Annotated in this window: 14 protein-coding genes; 9 read left to right on the forward strand and 5 right to left on the reverse strand. The window is 53.6% G+C overall.

Features of this window, described 5'->3' with window-relative positions; all coding sequences use genetic code 11:
• The first annotated feature begins 126 nt into the window (after positions 1 to 126).
• Together QZ305_RS00345 and QZ305_RS00350 are read left to right on the forward strand one after the other, a co-directional pair.
• Positions 127 to 1,041: an RluA family pseudouridine synthase gene (locus QZ305_RS00345; RefSeq protein ID WP_294729493.1), complete on the forward strand. Its 915-nt coding sequence runs from the start codon at positions 127 to 129 to the stop codon at positions 1,039 to 1,041.
• A gap of 122 nt (positions 1,042 to 1,163) precedes the next feature.
• The gene (locus QZ305_RS00350; RefSeq protein WP_294729495.1) at positions 1,164 to 1,514 is read left to right on the forward strand and encodes a hypothetical protein; all 351 of its coding nucleotides are present in this window, start codon (positions 1,164 to 1,166) and stop codon (positions 1,512 to 1,514) included.
• Positions 1,515 to 1,635: 121 nt separating this feature from the next.
• On the opposite strand, the gene QZ305_RS00355 is transcribed toward QZ305_RS00350, so the two are convergent.
• The 3 genes from QZ305_RS00355 to QZ305_RS00365 are packed head-to-tail and all read right to left on the reverse strand — an operon-like array spanning position 1,636 to position 4,343.
• Positions 1,636 to 3,009, reverse strand: a complete 1,374-nt coding sequence (locus QZ305_RS00355; RefSeq protein ID WP_294729497.1) for a patatin-like phospholipase family protein — start codon at positions 3,007 to 3,009, stop codon at positions 1,636 to 1,638.
• A gap of 19 nt (positions 3,010 to 3,028) precedes the next feature.
• Positions 3,029 to 3,397, reverse strand: a complete 369-nt coding sequence (locus tag QZ305_RS00360) for a prepilin peptidase (protein ID WP_294729499.1) — start codon at positions 3,395 to 3,397, stop codon at positions 3,029 to 3,031.
• A 43-nt stretch (positions 3,398 to 3,440) separates the two neighbouring features.
• The gene (locus QZ305_RS00365; protein ID WP_294729500.1) at positions 3,441 to 4,343 is read right to left on the reverse strand and encodes an RluA family pseudouridine synthase; all 903 of its coding nucleotides are present in this window, start codon (positions 4,341 to 4,343) and stop codon (positions 3,441 to 3,443) included.
• 235 nt (positions 4,344 to 4,578) lie between these two features.
• Here QZ305_RS00365 and QZ305_RS00370 point away from each other — a divergent pair, with 235 nt between their 5' ends.
• From QZ305_RS00370 to QZ305_RS00380, 3 genes are all read left to right on the forward strand, one after another.
• Positions 4,579 to 6,096 (forward strand): 4Fe-4S dicluster domain-containing protein, encoded by a 1,518-nt coding sequence (locus QZ305_RS00370; RefSeq protein ID WP_294729502.1) that lies wholly within the window; start codon positions 4,579 to 4,581, stop codon positions 6,094 to 6,096.
• Positions 6,097 to 6,252: 156 nt separating this feature from the next.
• Positions 6,253 to 6,876 carry a VanZ family protein gene (locus QZ305_RS00375; protein ID WP_294729504.1) on the forward strand — a complete coding sequence of 208 codons (624 nt, stop codon included), beginning with the start codon at positions 6,253 to 6,255 and terminating at the stop codon, positions 6,874 to 6,876.
• A 63-nt stretch (positions 6,877 to 6,939) separates the two neighbouring features.
• Positions 6,940 to 8,859, forward strand: coding sequence for an NAD(+) synthase (locus QZ305_RS00380; protein ID WP_294729505.1), 1,920 nt, complete (start codon positions 6,940 to 6,942; stop codon positions 8,857 to 8,859).
• 103 nt (positions 8,860 to 8,962) lie between these two features.
• On the opposite strand, the gene QZ305_RS00385 is transcribed toward QZ305_RS00380, so the two are convergent.
• Both QZ305_RS00385 and QZ305_RS00390 read right to left on the reverse strand, forming a co-directional pair.
• Positions 8,963 to 10,588, reverse strand: coding sequence for an ABC transporter ATP-binding protein (locus QZ305_RS00385; protein WP_294729507.1), 1,626 nt, complete (start codon positions 10,586 to 10,588; stop codon positions 8,963 to 8,965).
• Positions 10,589 to 10,750: 162 nt separating this feature from the next.
• Positions 10,751 to 11,005: a hypothetical protein gene (locus QZ305_RS00390; RefSeq protein ID WP_294729508.1), complete on the reverse strand. Its 255-nt coding sequence runs from the start codon at positions 11,003 to 11,005 to the stop codon at positions 10,751 to 10,753.
• Between the two features lie 391 nt (positions 11,006 to 11,396).
• Here QZ305_RS00390 and QZ305_RS00395 point away from each other — a divergent pair, with 391 nt between their 5' ends.
• The 4 genes from QZ305_RS00395 (at position 11,397) to QZ305_RS00410 (ending at position 16,568) form a co-directional block, all read left to right on the forward strand.
• Complete coding sequence (locus QZ305_RS00395; protein ID WP_294729510.1) at positions 11,397 to 12,038, forward strand: response regulator transcription factor; 642 nt, start codon at positions 11,397 to 11,399, stop codon at positions 12,036 to 12,038.
• 590 nt (positions 12,039 to 12,628) lie between these two features.
• Positions 12,629 to 13,588, forward strand: coding sequence for a HAMP domain-containing sensor histidine kinase (locus QZ305_RS00400; RefSeq protein WP_294729512.1), 960 nt, complete (start codon positions 12,629 to 12,631; stop codon positions 13,586 to 13,588).
• 48 nt (positions 13,589 to 13,636) lie between these two features.
• Positions 13,637 to 14,311: an ABC transporter ATP-binding protein gene (locus tag QZ305_RS00405; protein WP_294729513.1), complete on the forward strand. Its 675-nt coding sequence runs from the start codon at positions 13,637 to 13,639 to the stop codon at positions 14,309 to 14,311.
• Entirely contained in the window at positions 14,286 to 16,568 is a 2,283-nt protein-coding gene (locus QZ305_RS00410) for a hypothetical protein (RefSeq protein WP_294729515.1), read from the forward strand. The genes QZ305_RS00405 and QZ305_RS00410 overlap by 26 nt, the downstream gene beginning before the upstream one ends.
• Positions 16,569 to 16,609: the final 41 nt, after the last annotated feature.

A 16,609-nucleotide genomic window follows, 5' to 3' on the forward strand; every position in this document is an offset into this window, starting at 1 on the left:
AACATACTGTTCTCAGCTCCTGCAGCCGGTTTCTGCAGCTGACAGGAGCCTGCAGGCGGCATGTGGCATGGAACTGTAGAGCGCAGGCCGTATAATACAATAGAACAACGATTGCGAGGCTTTAAAATGAAAAAGAACATACAGGTGACGACCCTGCCCTCCGGTGAGCTGCAGGTTCGTCTGGACTCCCCCATGACCGGCGCAGAGCTGGTGGAAGAACTGGGGATTTCCCGGGAGAAGGACAAGACACTGGAGATTCTGGAAAACGGCCAGCCGGTCATCAACCGGGGCAGGCCGCTGGAAAGCCGCACGGTGATTCTGAAGCAGCCTGTACCGGAAGAGATCCAGTACAGCTTTGAACCGGTGCGGGTGGTCTACGAAGATGAATGGTGCCTGGTGGCGGACAAACCGTCCTTTCTCCTGGTTCATGACGACGGTCAGTCCCCGGACAATCTCACAGCCCGGGTGAATGCCCATCTGTCGGAAACCGGGTGGCCCTATGCAGTGCAGGCGGTAAACCGGATCGACCGGGAAGCCAGCGGTCTGGTGCTTTTCTGCAAGAACCCCCTGTTCCAGAACTGGTTCGACCGGCAGATGGAAGAACGGACAGCCGGCAAGGAATACTATGCGGTGCTGGAAGGACTGCTGGAGCGCCGGCATGTGGATCTGAACAACCCCATTGGCCGCAACCGGCACGAGGCGGACAAAATGATCGTCTATGCACAGGGCAAGCCCAGTCACACGCATCTGGAGCGCATCGCCCGCCGTGGTACACGCACCCTGGTCAAGGCGAAAATCACCACAGGCCGCAAACACCAGATCCGGGTCCATGCTGCTCACCACGGTCATGCCGTGGTCAACGACCCGCTTTACGGGGAAAAATCCGATGACCGGGGTCTGCTGCTGCAGTCCAGCAAAATCGTCTTCCGGCAGCCGGTGACGGAGCAGACCATTGAAGTGGAGATTCCCATGGATCCCCGGTTCCGGGAGTTCAGAAGACCGCCCCGGAAACCCGGAAAGTCAAAACTTCACAGACACTGACCATTCTGGACAGGAAACCAGCCGGGGTTTCCTGTTTTTTCTGATTCTTCTGCCTTTTCTGTTTTCTGATACTTTTTTTCGTGCTACACTGAAGTCAGAATAAAACAGCAAGGAGGTGTCCCATGAATCCCATCCGTTTCGATCTGGATCACGATACGTTCTCCATCACCAATGGCACAGAAGGATCCTGGCCCTGGCGGGATATTGCAGACTGCGAGGTCCTGAACGAAGAAGCCCGTTTCAGGGGCAAAACCGAACCCTTTTCCCACCGGGTCTATGGTGGAGGAACGGCCATGCCCCTGTTTGCCTTCGGTGATCCGGGGCTGTACGTGGGTCTGCAGATCACGCTGAAGGACGGACAGAAGCTGGCGGCTTATGTCTCGGAAAAACCGGTCCATCACAATACCGATCCGTATTTCCGGGACAGGAAGGAAGCGGAAAAATACGCTGCTTCCCTGCTGGCTTCCCGTTGACCGGCTAGACAGTAGTAAATGCTGAAAAGGCGCTTTCCGCCAGTGCGGAGGGCGCCTTTCGTCTGTTCCTTCCGAAATATGCCCTGCCAGACAGCCGGCGGCTGTCATCGGCAGCGGGATTCTATTTCAGGTAGTCCTGCAGGCAGTACCAGGTGCAGGCGAGGATGTACTCGGTTTCGAACAGCTTTTTCAGGGGGTCCAGAACCAGGGGCAGGCGGCCGTTGTGGTGAACCAGAGCCGCGTGCAGAAAGCTGATGACCTGATCCCGGGAGCTGTTCTGCAGCAGCGTCAGAGACTGACGGACTTTGCCTGGCTGCCGCAGGGGCGGGATCCGTTCGGTTTTGTCTTTGAGGCAGGTAAGGAAGTAGCTGAAGCTCATCAGCTGCACCGGGTCCAGTCCGACGGAGATGGCCAGCGCTTCCACGAGTCTGCCGCCGGCGTAGTTTTCGCTGTACCGGTTCACAAGCGGGGCTGGATCATAGCCGTAGCTCATCCGGAAGCAGCGGGCTGCCAGGGTGTTGTCCGGATGAATGCCGAAGGATTCCAGGTGCATGGTGACATACTGGCTGACCATGTACAGGCGGGGCCAGGAAGCCTGGGTAAAAGTGAAGACATAGCCGCAGAACCGGTCGTTGCGTTTCATTGTGTCCAGATACCCCAGATGGAGGGACCGGACGCAGGAATCTTCCCGGAAGTCCAGAAAGTTGTTCAGGTCAATGATCGGCTGGTAATACGTGACGGAGCCATCATGGGGCAGCGGTTTTGTCCGGCCGGGGCCATGAACGTCAATGGCGATGATTTTTTGCGCTCCCATATCCTGTGCCAGGCCAATGGGAAGGTTGTCTTCCATGCCGCCGTCAATATAGTAGTCATTTCCCATTTTCAGCATGGGAAAGGCCGGGAAGCAGGAGGCGCTGGCGAGGATCACAGATTCGGCGTTTTCTTCCGTCATGTCTTTCTTGAAGAAGGCTTCTCCCTGCATTTTGGTGACGTTGATGGTCATGCAGGCGAAATCCACGCTGGATTCAGAGAAGAGCTTCCAGTCGAACATCCGGTGGATGGCGTCTTTCAGCGGCGAAATGTCCGCGCCGCTGCGGATGTATTTCCGGAAGAACCGGATGAGGTCTTCCTTGTGGGTGCGGATATCCTGGAGGTTTTCCGGGATTTCCGGCATGTCTGTGGCGATCATGGCCGGAGACATGGTGTAGACAAAGTCCACCAGAGGCTTCAGGGTGTGCTGGACGTAGATGGCGCCGACCAGTGCACCGATGCTGGTGCCGGCGACGCAGTCAAAATGGATGCCGCATTCATGGAAAGCCTGCCAGGCGCCGATTTCATAGCAGCCTCTGGCTCCACCCCCGCCAAGAACCAGCCCTGTGCGGGGGGCTGTGGCGGATGCGGGCTGAACAGATGATGTCCGGACGGGATCCGGTGCGGACTGCGGTGCTGCGGAAGGTTGTGTCATGATTTCGTTTGTTGCTGATGATTCGTTCATGATTTGTATGATACCGGGTTCAGTGGGCAGCGGCAAGCAAGGCGGCTGCGGCGCTCAGACAGGACACGAAGGGGACTGTCTGTTCCGGGATCAGAGCAGTCCAGAGAAATCCCAGGAGGCAGGCGACAACTGTCAGGGGATACAGTGCGCTGCCGGTCAGCAGCGAGAGAAAGGCCATGGCTGTCACATCCGCCAGGCCGATCCAGTCTCTGCGAAGCAGATGCAGGATGAGAACCAGGGCGCAGAACAGCAGCGAGGGCCCCGGATGCAGACCGGCAGCCAGCAGAATCAGAAGGCAGGGCAGCAGCCACCAGGAGGAAAAATACCGGGTTTTCAGATCCTGAACAAAGGCTGCCAGGCACAGGATCCAGAAAAAAAGCTCTGTCATGACTGGCATGATAACAGAGCCGTTCCGATATTTCACTTCACCTTCAGTTCATGTCGGGAGACCGGGACAAATCCACCGGCTTTGTCTCCGAAAGATCCTTCGGCGCCTGAACGCAGTGACCGTCAAAGCAGAGGGTGCAGGCTTCCAGATCATAGGACCTGCCCGGATTGCCGCCGTATTTCACATCTCCAGCCAGGGGATGACCAATGTGAGCCATGGAAGCCCGGACCTGGTGAAACCGGCCGGTGAGCAGGTGCACATCCACCAGGGTATTGTTCCCTTCCCGCTTCAGCGGGGTCACATCCATGTCCGCCTTCTGATATCCTTCAGCCGGTGTATCCCGGACCAGTGCCTTAGTGTCTTCCTTTTTGAGATAGAGCCGCAGCTGCATGGGCTTTGTGATATCTCCCTGGACAAGGGCATGGTAGTGCTTTTCCACCTGGCCCTGCCGGATCATTCTGGCAGCTTCTCTGGCACCGGCAGCGGTTTTCCCGGCCAGCACCAGGCCCCGGGTATTGCGGTCCAGGCGATGCGCAGCAGAGGGCCTGAAGGAGCGGTCTGTGTCCGGATTCCAGATCCCCCGGCTGTACAGCAGCGTGCGGATGCGGCTGTTCAGGTCATCCTGCACTCCCGGTTCGTCTTTCTGAGAAAGCAGTCCCGCGGGTTTCCAGACCACCATCAGGTCTTCGTTTTCCCAGACCACTTTCAAATCGGCGGATCCGGGAACAAAGGGTTCGTTTTCCAGGACATCCGGGGGCAGAAAGATCTGGACGGTGTCATCCGGCGCCAGGATCTGCTTTGTCTGCGCCCGCCTGCGGTTGACTTTGATTTTTTTGTTGCGGATGGCTTTGAACATCAGGCTTCGGGGCAGCGCCGGAAGCGATTTCTGCAGGTATTTTTCCAGAGTCTGTCCTGCATCGTTGTCTGTAATGCGAAGTTCTGTCATATCTCTTATTATACGAGTTATACACTGCGTCCGGGTGGAGACAGCAGCCTGTTGCCGCGGGATTCCGGACAAAAGCAGACGGAATACCCGAAACAGTCTGAATTCCGCCAGTATCACCAGGGAAAATGTGACAGGATGGCAATTGTGCAAGAATTAACAAATCTGTGTTTCAATAGCGGGATTTGCCCTGTATAATGTTGAAAGCAAACGGAACAGATCAGAAGAGGGAGAAACTATGCGAGGAATCTACAATTCAGTAACAGACATTCGCCGCAAGGTGTTTGCGGCTATTGCGAAAATGGCCTATGAAGACGAGACGGATTACGCGAAGCGGATCGAAGAGATCCCCTACGAAATCCTGCCCGGCACCAAGGCCAAATACCGGAACAGCATTTTCCTGGAACGGGCCATCATCGGTGAACGCCTGCGTCTGGGCATGGGTCTTCCCCTGCGTGAAATGAGCGAATTCGGTGCCCTGTCCGATGGCATTGAAGAGAGCACCATTGCGGAAAAATACTACGATGATCCCCTGATCAACATCATCAAGTTCGCCTGCAATGCCTGTCCGGAAAAGGAAGTCATTGTCACGAACCAGTGTCAGGGCTGTCTGTCCCACCAGTGCACCGAGGTATGCCCCAAGGACGCCATTCACATCGTGAACGGACGCAGCTTCATTGATCAGGACAAGTGCATCAAGTGCGGCCGCTGCATGGATGCCTGTCCCTATCACGCCATTGTGAAAATGGAACGTCCCTGCGCGGCTTCCTGCGGCATGAACGCCATTTCCTCCGATGCGGATGGCAAGGCACAGATCGACTATGACCGCTGCGTATCCTGCGGCCAGTGCCTGGTGAACTGCCCCTTCGGCGCCATCGTGGACAAGGGCCAGATCTTCCAGACGATCTACTCCATGAAACAGGGCCAGGATGTCATTGCCTGCATCGCCCCGGCATTCGTGGGCCAGTTCGGTCCCACCGTGACACCGGAAAAAGTGAAATCCGCGCTGCTGGAACTGGGCTTTGCGGATGTGGTGGAAGTGGCCATCGGTGCCGACCTTTGCACCATTGAAGAAGCGGAAGACTTCATGAAGAAAGTCCCGGAACAGCAGCCCTTCATGGCAACATCCTGCTGCCCGGCCTGGTCTGTGATGGCCAAGAAGGACTTCCCCCAGTACGCCAGCTACATCTCCATGGCCATGACACCCATGGTGCTGACAGCCCGGATGGTGAAGAAGGATCACCCCAATGCCAAGATCGCCTTTATCGGTCCCTGCGCCGCCAAGAAGCTGGAAGCTTCCCGGAAATCCGTGCGGTCTGATGTGGACTTCGTTCTGACCTTCGAGGAAGTCATGGGTATGCTGGAAGGCAAAGGCGTGGATCTGTCCGCCTTGCAGCCCGCTGAAGCGAAGCTGGATGAAGGCACCAATGCAGGACGCGGATTCGCCGTATCCGGCGGTGTGGCCAAGGCGGTCAAGAGCCTGATCGAGAAGGAACACCCGGGCACCACTGTCAAGGTACAGGCTGCGGAAGGTCTGAAGAACTGCCGCACCATGCTCATGATGGCCAAAGCCGGCCGTCTCAACGGCTACCTGCTGGAGGGCATGGCCTGCCCCGGCGGCTGTGTGGCCGGTGCCGGTACACTGCAGCCGATCACCAAATCCAGCGCACTGGTGAAGAAGTATGCCACGGAGAACCCGATGACAAACTCCGACGAATCCAGGTATGCCAGCCGGCTGGAAGAGCTCTACGAGTAAGACAACTGCATGACAAATTGAGGCGGATATCAGATCCGCCTTTTTTCGTGCTGCCATTTTGCCTTTCTTTGCATTTTCTTCAGAAACTGTTCCCTTTTATCCGACGGTCCTGTTGATTTGTTCCGGGTACTCTTCTGGATAGAGGAGGACGCCTGCATGTCACTGCTGAACCTGCTGATTCCGGCTTTCACCGGATTTGTGTTCATGATTCCGGTGCTGATGCTCTGGTTTCATCATCTGCACAGATCCGGCCACTCTGTATCCCGCCTGCATCAGGCGGGCGTATACCTGTTTTGCTACTACCTCTTCGGCGTGTGGTTTCTGACGGGAATGGGACCGCTGCAGCGGTTTGAACCGGATCTCTCTTTGCTGCCCAGTGCCGATTTGCTGCATGGAACCGTGGACACCATTCTCAATGTGATCCTGTTTGTGCCGCTTGGTATGTTTCTGCCGATGCTCTGGCGTCGTTTCCACCGCTTTTCACCGGTGGTGACGGCCGGGGTTTTGGTTTCCCTGCTGATCGAAACGCTGCAGATGTTTGGCCTGGGCATCACGGACATCAATGATCTGATCACCAACACACTGGGAACCTGTGCCGGATATGGTCTGTACCGGCTGCTTGCTCACTGGATGCCGGAGAATGCAGCAAGGCAGTTTCAGCAAAGTCCGGTTTCCGGCAGGACAGCCGTGATGCTTGCGGTGACCACTTCTCTGCTGATGACCATGTACATTCAGAAGCCGGTTCTGAAGTGGCTTGTTTCCATGATCACCGGAGGGTGAAGAAAGCAGAACGGTGATCGATTTTCTGAACAGCAGCCACACGTATCGTGATACCATGCATTCATGAAACGGTTTGACTATTACAAAGCGGCGGTGTGCACGCCGCCGGTTTCCATTGGTGATCCGAAAACCAATGTGGATGAAATGCTGCGGATCCTGCAGTCTCTGGATCCTGATACACAGCTGGCTGTTTTTCCGGAGCTGGCGGTCACCGGGTATACCTGTGCGGATCTGTTTTATGAAGAGCTGCTGCTGCAGGAAGCCATGACACAGCTGATCCGGCTGGCAGATAACGCTCCGGAGAATATGGCTGTTATTGCCGGGATCCCGCTGAAAGCCGGTACCCGTCTGTTCAATGCAGCGGCTTTCCTCTTTGGCGGAGAGATTCTGGGGTTCTATGCAAAACACCATCTGCCGGGTTACAACGAGTACTATGAGCCAAGATGGTTCTCCCCGGCCCGGGACCTGGAAACAGAGACAGTCTCTGTGAATGGCCGTGATATCCCGGTCTCCGGGTCCATTCTCTTTGAAGACCAGACCACCGGTGCCTGCATCGGCATTGAGATCTGCGAGGACCTGTGGGTAGCGGTTCCCCCTTCCAGCGCCCATGCTCAGGCTGGCGCCAATATTCTCGTGAACTGCTCCGCCTCCAATGAAGTCATTGCCAAAGGCAGCTACCGCCGGGATCTGGTGGCCGGGCAGAGTGCCCGGACCTACAGCGATTATCTGTACTGCAGTGCCGGTTCGGATGAATCCAGCACGGATCTGGTGTTCTCCGGGGCAGATATCATGGCCGAAAACGGGAAAATCCTGCAGGAGACGGTGACTGCAGAAAGCATCACCTGCGAGCTGGATCTGCAGCATCTGCACAATGACCGGATGAAATTCAAGACAGCCCTGCAGGAGAGCCGGGCTGGCTATACGGTGGTGCGGTATGCGTCTGCGCCAATCAGGACCATTGAACTGACCAGAGCTGTGGAAGCGTATCCCTTTGTACCGGCAGATCTGCACCGGCGGCTGGAGCGGTGTGAGACGATTCTGGGCATCCAGGCACAGGGGCTGGCAACCCGGCTGAAGAAAATCGGCTGCCGGCAGGCCGTGATTGGCATTTCCGGTGGGCTGGACAGCACGCTGGCGCTGCTGGTGACTGTCCGGGCATTCCATATGCTGGATCTGCCGATGAATGGCATCACAGCTGTGACGATGCCTGGTTTTGGGACCACAAAGCGCACCAAGTCCAATGCGGATGAGCTGATGGAGCTGCTGGGCGTGACGAGACTGGAAGTGCCCATTGCTGCCAGTGTCCGCCAGCATTTTGCGGACATCGGTCAGGATGAATCGGTCCATGATATCACGTATGAAAATGGTCAGGCCCGGGAGCGGACGCAGATCCTGATGGATCTGGCCAACAAGGTCAATGGGATCGTCATTGGCACCGGGGATCTGTCGGAGCTGGCACTGGGCTGGTGCACCTACAACGGCGATCATATGAGCATGTATGCGGTGAACGCCAGTGTTCCCAAAACGCTGGTGCGCTATCTGGTGGAGAGTGAAGCCCTGGCCGCGAAAAAAGCGGGCAATGAAGCGCTGGAGCGGGTCCTGCTGGATATCTGTGATACACCGGTGTCGCCTGAGCTGCTGCCGCCGGACAAGGATGGCAACATTGCCCAGAAAACCGAAGAGGTGCTGGGCAGCTATGACCTGCATGATTTCTTCCTCTATCATATGCTGCGGCATCATGAAAGTCCGGAGAAGATTTACGGTCTGGCGAAGCTGGCTTTCCCCCAGGTGAAACCGGAGAAAATCAAGGAGTCACTGCGTACCTTCTACCGCCGGTTTTTCACCCAGCAGTTCAAGCGCAGCTGTCTGCCGGATGGACCGAAGGTGGGTTCCATCTGTCTGTCTCCCAGAGGCGACTGGCGGATGCCCAGTGATGCCTGTGCCAGACTGTGGCTTGCCCAGGTGGAAGAACTGAAAGACTGAATTACAAACGAACACCGGTCAGAAACTGTAAAGGTCTCTGACCGGTGTTTTTAGTTATGGAAGCATGGTTATACAGGGCTGAATAGATGGAGCGGTTGCAGGGTTACAAAGTGATCTGCCGGAATCCATACTTTGTCAGATCATGCTGATGATCGATGATAATCCAGGCACTGCTGCTGTTTTTTACGATATCCAGCAATGCTTGGATGGAAACGGTATCCAGGTTACCAGTCACTTCATCCAGAATAACCAGCGGTTTAGGTTCTGCCAGTGCCCGAATAATGGATATTTTCTGACCTTCGCCTCCCGAAAGTCGCTTGCCGGATTCGCCAATTGTCCCGGACCCTTCTTTCTGGAGCCGGTTTTCCGTTTCCTTCAACCCAAATTTTAAAATCAGAGTATCCAGATCCGTTGACGAAATATCCTTCTTGCCAGCCAGAATATTATCCCGTAAAGAAGCATCAAAAAGCAGTGGACTTTGCGGAGCGTAGGAAATCAGCTGAGTGATGGATTCCTGACTGACTGTTCTTATGTCTTCACCATTGATCAGCACCAATCCTTCCGCCGGTAATAATTCTTTAAATATTGCTTTGACAAGACTTGTTTTTCCAGAGCCATTCCTGCCACATAACTGTATACGGTCTCCCGACCGGACGTCGAAGACTGCCTGAAAATCTTTCAGGATTACCCGTCCATTATACCCAATATCAAGATTTTTCATTTCGATAGTGTCCAGATTATCAACAACGTGCAGATGCTCTGCGGATTCTACAGAAGGATGGTCCTCAAAAAATGACTGGAGCCGTTTCAGCGCTTGCGTTGCCGGAGCCAGAAGAATGTATGTTCCTGACAACTGCAAGAAGGGTGTATAAAATTTTCCAGCATACATAGTGGCTGACATAAAGCCTCCCACTGAAAGAGTTCCATTAATAACGAATATGCCGCAGAAGAAATAGCTGAGAATGGAAAGCGAATACCCGACAAGTCCCATTACACAAGTGTAGATATTCATGGCTCTGTTCAAACGCAAGTTACTTTCCAGGTTTCTATCTTTTTCTTCCTCCAGTACCCGAATTCTGTCTTTTGTTATTCCGGTGGCTCTGGTAGAAGGAATGTCGCGAAGTGATTCACTCAGTTTTCCCGAATAGTCAGCCTGACTTTCCAGGTTCTTATCAATTCTCCGAGTCAGCGTTTTATTGGCAGCCACTACAATGAGCAATACGGCGAAGATAGGTATCAGAAGAAGACCTGTCATGAAACAATCTATATTCATCAGCAAAATTCCAGCACATAAAGCTTTTGTCGCTGATGCGGCCAGTCCAAGGATCTGAGGACTGAACAATGTCTCCACTTTTCCAGCTTCCTCGATTCTGGCATTCAGATATCCAGAACTGTACTGACTTAATGTTCCCGGCTGCATTTGAAATGCTTGCTGTATTACTTCGATTTTGAGTCTGGCAGAAACTTTGTTTCCAATACCTGCGCCAATATGAGAGGAAAACATAGTGCAAAGACTCTCAGATCCGTATGCAACGAGAAGTCCAAAAACCACCAGTATCAGCAGCTGAAAATTCTTTTTCAACAATGCATCGTTGATTAGGCATTTCATCAAACCCGCTGGTAAAAGTCCCAGAACTGCACCTAAAGCGAAAAGAATGAGATAAGCAAAGACATCTTTCCTATTCTGGCGCAGGATATCGGCGATCAGTTTCAGATATCTGTTTTTCATTGAGTTTCTCTTTCCAAATTATTTGCGAAACAGCCGATGAGCGTCGGTGACAAGTAGAAATCAGTAATTTATTAATACATCAGCTGATAGCCCTGCATCTTACGGTCACTGGTGGCTGTTATCTGCCAGATCCATGATCAAAGATTTGAAATGCTCATCCTGTTATTTGATGAAATCCCGTGGCGCCATGAACTGGACATTCACGATTTGACACCGGGAATGATCAGTCTCTCCCGGTTCATGATAGTGGAATTCCAGCAGCGGGACCGGCTCCCGGAGAATCAGTTCCGCCTGCTCCAGTGGTGTTGCATATACCCAGCCGGAATCCGGAGTCTGCAGCAATGCCACTTCTGCTTTCCAGTCATCACCGGAGAAGTGGACTGGACAGGTTCTGTCTTCAATGGTCTGAATCTGCATCCGGGATTCTTTGCTGTGCAGTGTCTGCTCAACGATGAATGAGCTGGGATTCTCACGTTCGCCATCAAAGTCCGCAAGAGACAGGCAAAGTTTTGCTGCATCTGGGCTGGGGATTGAAATCTTCCATTCCCAGCTGGTTTGCGCATCTTCAGAAAGTGTGAGGCTGCAGTCCGGATTAGCACTGCACCCCGACAGGATTGCGACAGTCGCTGTCAGAAAAGCGAAAACAGCACAGCTGGTTCTTTGGCAAATGGTCTTCATGGAACGGATACCTCTCTTTCTTTTCCGGCAATGCGCTTTGAATTTCCGGCTGCATCATACATTCCATCCTTCACACGATTGTCACGGGATTTCTGACATGATATGGTTTCTGCAACCAAGGAGAAACTAAATGCGGATTTTGATTATTGAAGATGATGCACCGTTGTCTGCGACCATCTGTCAGGCACTGGCACCGCTGCCCTACACCGTCAGCTCTTCCCTGGCATCCGGGTTCGATCAGATGGAAAAGCATTGGGACCTGATTCTGCTGGATCTGAACCTACCGGATGGCTCCGGTCTTGAATTTCTGCGGGCTTTGAGGGAGTTTTCCGATGTGCCGGTCATCGTCATCTCCTCCCGTCACACAACAGAGGATGTTCTCCTGGGATACGGCAGTGAGGCAGATGACTATCTGATCAAGCCGTTTTCACTGGACATCCTGCGGGCCAAGACTGACCGGATTCTGTTTCGAAACAGTACCATTCGAAGATTTGGCTGCCTGCTTTGTCCGGAAAAAGGAACGCTATTGAATTCGGGTCAGACCATCACAGCTTTGACAGCAACCGAGAGCGCGATATTAAGCGGCCTCTTTTCCTCGCCTGTATGCAGCAGTCATGATCTTATCAGGCGCATCTATTCCCTGACATCCCGGGAAGCATCTTTGCGTACGCTGAGCAGCCGAATCAGCGGGCTGCGGCAGAAACTGGTCCCCTTTTCCCTGCAAATCACCGGTTCAGCACAAGCGGGTTACTCACTGAAGCCGCTGGACTGAAGAGACCTGCTTTGTGTTTCCGGATAGTTTCCGATACTGCAGCAGAGACAGCCAGGCGCTCAGCTGCAGCAGAACGCAGTTGAACAGATCGGTATAATTCATCCTTTCCGGTCCGTACAAAGCCGTCAGTACTGCCGGATTTGCAATCATCCAAATCATCCAGACAACGGAAGCCATGCACAACGTAATCAGGCATTGGTTGTTGCAATTCAATTTCCACAGAATCCATACCGACAGCAGAATCAGACAGATGGTTGTCACAGAGAACACTACAGGGTTGCTGATGGCATCTCCAAACCGGTGATTGCCGGGAAACAGCCAGCTGATATACAGACTGATGATGAAAATGCAGGGTGGAATCAGAATAGCTGCAACATATTTGCCATAGTGGCGGAATGATTTCATATACTCACCGTCCTGTCTCTAGTCTTATTTAAGTATACTGTAGATTATTGATGGTGTATCGTCTTTTGTTTTCTTCATTATTGAAGTACTGTATGTAATTTACAGATGGATACTTTCAAATCCGCCGCTGCCAACAGGCTCTGTCATTTTTCCGTGTATGATTCCGGTCTTTGAGGTTCTTGCCCATGAAACATCGTTTTCTCACAGCCGTCTGTGCTGTCATTCTTTCTCTGTTTCAGCTGCTCATTTTACTTCTGGCTCTGCTGTCTTTATGTCATGCCTGTATCCGCAATGCTTCACTCTTTCCGGATCCCTCGGGTTACGAAAGGCTCTGGATCCTGAAAGAGTCATTCCTGTCTCCTCTTGTGCTGGTCAGCCTTCTCCTTTTTCTGGCCTGTCTGCCACTGAACATTGTATTGATCCGAAAAGCTCAACTGCAGCAGCAGAAGCTGGAACAGACCATCTTCAGTCAGGCAGAAGCAATGTCCCAGGCAGACCGGTCCATGTCTGCTTTGCAGCTGCAGCTTCACCGGCAGCAATACCGGTATGAAGATCTCTGTCACCAGCTTAAATCCGGCGTCTGCACCCTGCAGCTGCAGGCGGAACTGCAGGAAGATACCGCCAGTCTGGCTGCAATCTCCCGGATGAACGAACTGCTGGATCATATGCTGGAAACAGCCGGACAACAGGCGATGGACAAGAAGATGACCTTCTCTTCCCTGTCCCTGGATACCCTGGTTCTGGAAACAGTGACCGACCATCCTCAGGCCGCATGTATTCATGTAGATGTTCAGCCTGTCAGGCTCCATGGAGACCGGTTCTTCCTGCGGGAGTTGTTGCTGGCTCTGCTGGACAATGCGCTGGCTGCCTGTCTACCATCGGCAGTGGTTTCTGTGACTGTTCAGGGAAATGAAACCAGTGTACAGATCATGGTGTCTAATCCAGGTTCCATGAACCCGGAGGAGCTGGAAGCAGCCTTCACCCGCTATGTCTCCCGGACTCCAGGTCATTATGGAATCGGTCTGGCCATGGCCCGGGAACTGGCTGAACTTCACTTCGGGACACTGACCGGTTCCTGCTCAAGTGGGCAGGTGGTCATGACCCTGTCCCTGCCTGTCAGTCAGCTGGAAGCCGGCTGTCTGTAACATCTGTGTGACAGCGATTGTTCAGAATGGATGCAGGGAGGGATAATCATGCAGATTCGAGTCAATGACCTGACAAAAACCTATGGTCTGACCACTGCCCTGAATCACTGTTCCCTTGCCATTGAAGAAGGTGCATTTACAGCCATCATTGGCAAGAGCGGTTCCGGCAAGTCCACACTGCTGAAAATGATTGCCGGGCTGGAACAGCCTGATTCCGGTACCGTTCGGGTGGCAGATATAGATATTTCTGGATTGTCTGAGGAAGAGGCAGCACTCTTCCGGGCTGATCACATCGGCTTCGTGTTTCAGTTTTTCGCTCTGGTCTCTGTATGCACCATCCGGGAGAACCTGGCACTGGTGCTGGATTCTCACAGCTCAGCCGGAGACCAAGCCTGGCAGCAGGAAGTCATCAGCCGGATGGGAATCGAACCCTGGCTGGACAAGTACCCCCACGAGCTTTCCGGAGGGCAGCAGCAGAGGGCAGCAATCGCTGTGGCTATGATCCGCAAGCCGGATGTCATTCTGGCGGATGAACCCACAGGCAATCTGGACCGGCAGTCCGGAATGGACGTCATGCGCCTTTTGAAAATGTGTCAGAGCCAGCTGGGGATGACCGTGGTGATGGTAACTCACGACCTGGATCTGGCCAAACAGGCGGACCGGATCATCGAACTGACAGACGGCAGGCCGTGGCCATATGAAGCACCGGGCACTTTGGATTAAAACCGGTCAGATTCTGGCTCTGGCAGGACTGTGCCTGTTTTCCTGCCTTCTATACGAAGCCGGTTTGTATCTGCAGCAGACTGCTTTAATCCAGGAACAGATTGCATCTGAAAGCTGGTATGGTGGCTGGGATGCCATGGCAGTGGCTGTATCGGAAAACGATATCCAGGATATACAAAAAGACCCGATGATCGAGTCAGTGGGAACCGTTGAGACCTTTGATGTTGAATGCAGCCATGTCATGATCCGCTGCGGCGAAGCCGACTCCGCTTTCTTTCAGCAGGCGGGTTTCAGACTGAAAGATGGCCGCTATCCGGAAAAAGCCGGCGAAGCTCTGGTGGAATCTTCTGTGCTGGATGAGCTGAAGCGCAGCTACACCCTGGGACAGGAGCTGAAACTGGAACTGGCTGAGGATGAAATCCAATACGTCACCATTGTGGGAATCATCGATCCCTACCGAAGCGGCTGGACCTGGGGCAACTACATGCCTGGCTTGTTCACAATTCTGCCGGATGTACCTGTGGAAAAGACCTGCCTGCTGATCAGCGCAGAAGAAGGGTGGGAGAACTCCCTGCCGGAAAAAGGTGCTTCCCTGAAGATGACCATGAACGAGCGTCTGGAACAGAGTCCGGCACCGGCTTCCACCTTTTCCTGGACTCTGGTGGCTCTCGCCTGGACCACAGCCTTCCTGCTGCCCTGGATCTGGCTTGCCATGCTGATCCGTCAGCGGGCGCAGGATCTGAGCATTCTGAAAATCCGGGGATACAGTCTGACCCAGTTGAAGCGAATTCTGAGAAACACACTGTATCTGGCGCAGATTCCTTCGCTGCTGCTCTGTCTGGGATGTCTGTTTGTATCCGGCTGGTCAGCTTTGTGGCTGGTGGTTGTACTGCTGTCCCCTGTGGTTGTTCTCAGGCTGTGTCAACACCAGCTGGCTTCCATTCCAGCGGGAATCAACCTCCATGGCGGCAGGGATTCTCTGCTGCCTGCAGCTTACAGCAAGACCGGATTTACCATGACAGTTTCACAGCTGAGCACACGGTTGAACCAGATTGGTCAGCGGCAGCGCCGGATTCAGATTCTGGCTCTTGGTCTGTGCATGTTGAGCTGTATTCTGTGTCTGCACACAGCCCGCCAGGAACAGCAGCAGTATACGGATATCCAGGCAGTGCCGGATTTTACGCTGGCAACTGCCAGAATAGAGATAATCCGTCATCAGAAAATGCTGGATAACCAGCAACTGGATTCCATCTCATCAATACCCGGTGTACAGAAGATCTTGCCAGCCATCTGGGAACATGGCTGGCAAATGAGTTGGGATGACCAGGAGAATTCCTGCATCTGGGACATCCTGGCACAGGATGGCTGGGTTCCCTGCGTGATTACCAATCAGAATAATCAAAGCACTCTGTATCCGGATATTGTTGTTCTACGAGATGGATCGATGAAAACACGGGTGCTTGATGCAGCCAGAGTTTCACAGGAGGATTTTGATTCGGGAAAGACTGCCATCATTTCCCTGCCCCCGTTCCAGAGTTTCTATAACAAGGAGCCCGTCAGTGGTGAAATCAGAACTGTGGATCTGCTGCCGGACAGGACAGTCTGGGAAGAAACCTCCATCCAGCCGGGAACGACAATCACTCTCAGCGACTCGGATCATCAGGAACGACAGCTGACCATAGCCGGAATTCTGCGTGATCCTCCTTCTGAAACTTATTCAGGCTTGAATCTCTGGGACAGACTATCAGGGGATAGCAGTCCCTACACGCTGTTTGTGGACGAGTCTTTCCTGCCGGAGGCTGCATCCACCGTTCATGTATGGACAGATCCGGCTGCAGGCAGACTGACGGAGAAGCACATATCCGAACTTGCCAGCCGGCTGGATCTAACCCTGATCAACCGTTTTCCGGAGAAAACGGCCATTCTTCAGAATCTGCGGTTTCAGTATCTGCTTCTTTACGTCCTTGCTGCTGCGGCTGCCCTGGCGGTGGTTCTGGTCCTGATTCAGCTGTGGCGGCAGCAGAACCGGAAGCTCACGACGCTTTGTCTGCAGCTGAACCAGCTGTTTCTGCCACCTGTCTGGATCCATGATCTGGAACATCACTTCCGGATGCGGCTTGCGGTCTCCATCCTGGCTGTTCTGATTCTGGGACTGGGGGCCGGGTGGCTGCTGAGTCCGGATGTGACAGATCCTGCACAGGTGGAGGAGCTCTACTACCATCAGCAAGTTATCGATCTGCCGGAAGAGATGGAATGACGAAAAAGCCGGATACCCGAGATTCTGAGTAACCCTGCGTA

Source organism: uncultured Faecalibaculum sp., from assembly GCF_910588395.1.
Lineage (GTDB): Bacteria > Bacillota_I > Bacilli_A > Erysipelotrichales > Erysipelotrichaceae > Faecalibaculum.